We start from the raw sequence: 5,052 nt of genomic DNA, 5'->3' as shown, positions 1-5,052 counted from the left end.
GAAATTATTTTTTTACATCAGATTGTACTTCTGAAAAGCTTTCCAGAGACCATCCTCAGTTACCGGCGGACATACCTCATCTGCAATTTTTTTCACAGCTTCGTTTCCATTCTCCATACAGATGCTAAGCCCAACTGTCTCCAGCATTTCCTTGTCATTCATGCTGTCTCCAAATCCTACGGCATCACTGATTGGAATCTGATAATATTCGCAGACTCGCTTTACTCCCATACCCTTATTAAATTTCCGATTAATGATTTCACAGTTTACAATCCCCCTGGAATCATCCTGGATACAAAACTGAAACTCACTTTCCAAAACTCTTTTGGATCGATTCAGATTATCCATAGAAGGGCTCATTACAACAAATTTGTATACCGGCTGGCCTGCATATTCTTCCATCGGCCGGATATGAAAGGATTTTTTTATCATTTCTCTCCAGCGAATCAATTCACTGCTTCCGTTTTTTCCAAAGCTTTCTCTCAAAAAGTCTTCAAGTCCTTCATCAGCATAAGCACCTTCTACGCACTCTGCCGTACGGTACACACCATTTTCTTCCAACGTCTTCATGACTTTTTCCTTCTGTTCTTCTGTCATAGGGCAGTCATAGATTACCTGCTCTCCACATGCAATATACCCGCCTGCGCTGGCTACGGCACCGTCAAAACCATAAGCAAGAAGAGGGGAAAGCATCCCATAATTTCTTCCGCTGCACAGGAACACAAGATTTCCTGCTTTTCGTGCATTTTTTACCGCTTCCAGAGCAGAAGCCGGGGGCACGTTGCGCCCCGGCTCTGTCAATGTTCCGTCTATGTCAAGAAAAATAATTTTTTTGCTCATCTTCTGTATCCTCCCAAAATCTGTCCAATATGGAATCGTTCTCATTTTTCCATTATATTTTAGATTTTCAGGATTGTAAACTGGCATTTTTTATAAAAAACACCTGCAAAAAAGATAGTTCTCAGTCATCCTCCTCCCCATCGTCATCTGCTTCCGGTTCTTCATACTCTGGCTCTTCATATTCCGGTTCTTCATACTCTGGTTCCGGAACTTCATACGCTGGTTCCTCCGGCTCTGGAGCTTCATATTCCGGTTCTTCCGATTCAGGTCTGCTTACAGAAGATACCGAGGCTTCATTTCTCTGTGACGGGCCATTCAGAGGAAGCGCGCCCTGACGCCTGCCTTCTTCGGAATCATCATCTTCTTCCTCTTTATCCTGAGAATCTGTATCTCTGTCATCCTCCTGATCTTTATCATTACTTTCCTTTTCCGGCTCTTCTGAGTCGTCCTCTTCTTCCGGTTCCAGGATATAACCATTTCCAGTATAATTGGCATACTCTCTTAAATCGATGCCTTCCTGGTTCAGCCTTTCTACCAGATCTTTAATGGGCAGAGATGCCAGCTGTGCATAATTCAGCTTTGGATTCTCCGAAGTCAGCTTCCGTATCAGCTCCGCCTTTCCTGGAGTGATTTCATATTGTTCCGCCATTGCTTTTAATTCATCATCCACATATACATCCTGGTCAAAAACAGAGGCTGATCCTACCATGGAATCCAGACAGCTGCTGATTTCTTTGGATATCTCTGTGCGAAGTTTTTCGCTTTTATTTGGATTGCTGCTGTCTACAGAAAGCAGAACCATATTCTCTGCCTGACTTAGATATCCATGCTTGACCATAGATCCAAAAATGGCATTTACGGCAACATCCAGATCTGTATGTTTCAGATCCATATCTTCAAGAATTATTTCCCCGTCCTGATTGGCGGCCTCGGCAGAAATAACTTCTTCTCTGCTGTTCAGTTCAAACTGTATGCTGGGATTTACATCCAGATACACCGTTGCCTGAGACTGCAGTACAATCATATAATAGGAAAACATACCAATCACAAAACAGGCAGCTGCTGCAGACACAATCTTTATAACTTTTGCAGCAGTGTGAACATGTCTGTCCAGACCATCCAGAAACCATTCGTCACCGGAGGCTTTTTCCACCGGCTGCGCCCATATTTCCTCCGCCTTATCCGGTAAAATCTGCTCTACTGCATTTTTCAGACGTTCCTTCAGATAAGACTCTGTGATATTTTTCATAATAATCCCTCCAGCTGTCCCCGAAGTTTTTTTATGCTTCTGTTATACCGTGACAAAACCGTTGACAACGGCAGATGCATAAGTTCGCTGATCTCTCTGTGTTTCATTCCTGATACTGCATGCAAGACTATGATCTGACATTCCTCCTTTGTCAAAATCTGAAATGCTGTTTCCAGGACAATACGATCCTCACGATCCCGGATATCACTGCAGTCCGGGATCTCCCTTAACTCATCTACAGAAACAGCAGAATAATGTTTCTGCTTTCTGAATTTCATCAGACAGACATTTCTGGCTATGGTAAAAATCCATGCCATTGGCTTATCCATAGGGCGATATAAATGAGCCGCTGAACGTATTTTTAAAAAGGTCTCCTGCATGGCATCCTCTGCGTCCTCTCTGTTTCGCAGCAGTGACAGTGCATAAGAAAAGATCACATTGCTTGTCTTTTCGTATAACTGACAAAATGCCTCCTTTTCCCCTGCGGAAATCCTGTAAAAGACAGTTTCATCTATATTTATTGTTTCTCTGTTTTCCGGCTTACTGTAGGCCAGCGCAGCAAATACCAGCATGATTCGTTCTCCTTATCCCTGTATGGAACCCCCATATATTTTCTTTATTATAGCTCATTTTTCTCACGGGGAACAAGACCATATATAATAGAAAGGTTTCCATTCCGACACCGGAGCTCGTCAATAAATTCTTTTTCTTTTGCCATATTTCTTAGTTCCACCCGATAAGACAGTTCATACATAGTTCCCATATTCGTTGTCTTTACCCGTTCCAGATGTGAAAATTTTGTATAGGTCTGAAAAAGATCATCAAAAACTCCCATATAATTCAGATCCTCCGGGATGGTAATTCGAAGTTCTCTCTCCCTGGAAACAGGATTTCCAAACTGAAGTTTCTCCAGAACCAATATAAAAATCCCCGCTGTCATGGTAATCAGAACAGCAAGAGAAATAAATCCCATGCCGGATGCAAGCCCTACTGCCATTGCAAAAAAGATAAAGCCAATCTCCCTTGCTGTTCCGGGCGCACTGCGAAATCTTATAAGGCCAAAAGCTCCAAGAACGGCAACCGAAGTTCCCAGATTTCCGTTTACGATCAGAATGACCACGCTGACCAGAAGTGGAAGCACCGCCAGAACCACAGCAAAACTTCCAATATGGATTCCTGATTGTTTATAGATTATAGCGATCACCAGCCCAAGAATCAGAGCTGCTGCCATAGCTGTCAATACTGCTTCTATTGAAAATGTCCCTGCATGAAAAATACTGTTTAACATACCTTTGTCCTCCTTATCTCATTCCAGTTTTCCATTCTGTGAACCATTAACTGTTCTGCATCAAAAGAATTATGCTCTTTTTTGTAAATGTTTCCATATTTTGAAAAAGAAACCGGGTAAACAGACAACTCCGATAAAATTTCTGTAAACCAAAGAGGAGCTGCACCCATAATTTTACTTTCCATTAAATAATATCCTTCTGGCAGAAGCTTTTCGCCTGCATCTCCGTTTTCCAGTCCCATTGCCACATGCCGGCTTCGTATGTTCTGATCAAAAGTCACCCGAAAGGATGCATCCTGTTTTCCAAAAAGCGCGATCCTGTCATACGCCAGATATAAACCTTTCACCAGAGGATATCTCTGTAAAAAGAAGTCAATTTCGTGAAGGATCTGACTGTCCTGTTCTGGCCGGATTCCATGTTCTATGTAATCATAAGCTTCTCTTAAAGTAAGCTGGATTCTTCTTTTATTAACAACTTTTCTATATTTTTTCTTGATTTCCAGAAAAACTTTTGAATCCAACGTAGGAATCCCATAGCTTCTCAGTCTGAGTTTTTCTTTGTAAACCGGATGCTCGATAGACCGGCGTATCAGATAGGAATCCCTGGTGTCATAATAAATGTTGCATATTGTGTGAAGTCCATATTCATCTTCCTGCATATAAGGTGCCAGCCGTTTTCTCAGTTCCAGATATACCGGTTCCGGCATCAGATATTTTTTTTCATAACGGTTAAAAACTGATTGTGCCATACGCTCTCCCTCCTAATGCTCCAGATCCTGTTTCATTTCCAGAGATGTTCCATCGCTGATCACTGTGATATTTCCGTCTTTCGTCTCAAAAACATGGGTGTTATACTTCTTTAACAATTCAATGGTCTGGGAATCTGCAGGATTCTTATTGGAAGAACAGATTACTGCATACTCTGGAGCAACTGCTTCAAAGAGATCCTGTAGTGCGGTATTATACACGCCATGATGAGGAACCTTCAAAAAATCGCATTTCTCTGCCCGTCCGTCCTTCAGCCACTGCCGGATCCTCTGTTTTTCTGCATCTCCGGTAAACAGAAGCCTGTTTTTTCCATGAGTAATCGTAGTAATAATTGAAAAATTATTATCTACCTCCGCTTCTCCATCTTTGATCTCACAGGATGCAGGCGGCTCTACAAACACTTTTGCACTGCCCAATTCAAACTCTTCTGCCTTTTTCAAACGTTCTGCCCTCATGCCCTTTTCCTCCAGAGCGATCATAAAATCCTGATATTCCGTGGAGATTCCCTCGTAATCCGGAACCAGCACTCTTCCTACATCCATGGATTCTATCAGTGTATCTGCTCCTCCAACATGATCCTGGTCAAAATGTGTGATCAGAAGCGTATCCACCTGAGAGATTCCCTGGTTTTTCAAATAAAGTACAAGCTCCTCTCCATCTTCCTCTTCCCCTGTATCGATCACCATGGTATTTTCTTCTGTCTGTATGGCAATGGCATCTGCCTTCCCGACCTTCAAAAGAGTTACCTTTAAAGGCTCCGTCTGTGCTGCTCCCTTTACGGTACGGTCTCCCTGCCCCGCCAGAATACTTCCGAGCATCCCCAGAAGAACCATTGCTGCTGTTATTTTGTTTTTCTTTATCATAAAAAAACACCTCCTTTACAAGTACAATGCAAAAGAAGTGTTTT

Annotated in this window: 6 protein-coding genes; all 6 read right to left on the bottom strand. The window is 42.4% G+C overall.

The window, feature by feature from the left end; all coding sequences use genetic code 11:
* Positions 1-12: 12 nt before the first annotated feature.
* Positions 13-840, bottom strand: coding sequence for an HAD family hydrolase (locus tag RDS42_RS12520; RefSeq protein ID WP_308783951.1), 828 nt, complete (start codon positions 838-840; stop codon positions 13-15).
* 121 nt (positions 841-961) lie between these two features.
* Positions 962-2,089 carry a hypothetical protein gene (locus RDS42_RS12515; RefSeq protein WP_308783950.1) on the bottom strand — a complete coding sequence of 376 codons (1,128 nt, stop codon included), beginning with the start codon at positions 2,087-2,089 and terminating at the stop codon, positions 962-964.
* On the bottom strand, positions 2,086-2,661 hold the full coding sequence (locus tag RDS42_RS12510) for a sigma-70 family RNA polymerase sigma factor (protein WP_308783949.1): 576 nt from the start codon (positions 2,659-2,661) through the stop codon (positions 2,086-2,088). The genes RDS42_RS12515 and RDS42_RS12510 overlap by 4 nt, the downstream gene beginning before the upstream one ends.
* A 47-nt stretch (positions 2,662-2,708) precedes the next feature.
* Positions 2,709-3,377 (bottom strand): DUF4956 domain-containing protein, encoded by a 669-nt coding sequence (locus tag RDS42_RS12505; protein WP_308783948.1) that lies wholly within the window; start codon positions 3,375-3,377, stop codon positions 2,709-2,711.
* Positions 3,371-4,126: a polyphosphate polymerase domain-containing protein gene (locus RDS42_RS12500; RefSeq protein WP_308783947.1), complete on the bottom strand. Its 756-nt coding sequence runs from the start codon at positions 4,124-4,126 to the stop codon at positions 3,371-3,373. Before RDS42_RS12500 ends, RDS42_RS12505 begins: the two co-directional genes overlap by 7 nt.
* A 12-nt stretch (positions 4,127-4,138) precedes the next feature.
* Positions 4,139-5,008, bottom strand: a complete 870-nt coding sequence (locus tag RDS42_RS12495) for an MBL fold metallo-hydrolase (protein WP_308783946.1) — start codon at positions 5,006-5,008, stop codon at positions 4,139-4,141.
* Positions 5,009-5,052: the final 44 nt, after the last annotated feature.

The organism is uncultured Blautia sp. (genome assembly GCF_902497045.1).
Lineage (GTDB): Bacteria > Bacillota > Clostridia > Lachnospirales > Lachnospiraceae > Blautia_A.
Note: the sequence above shows the minus strand (reverse complement) of the source record. Positions and strands in the feature narration are given on the sequence as shown.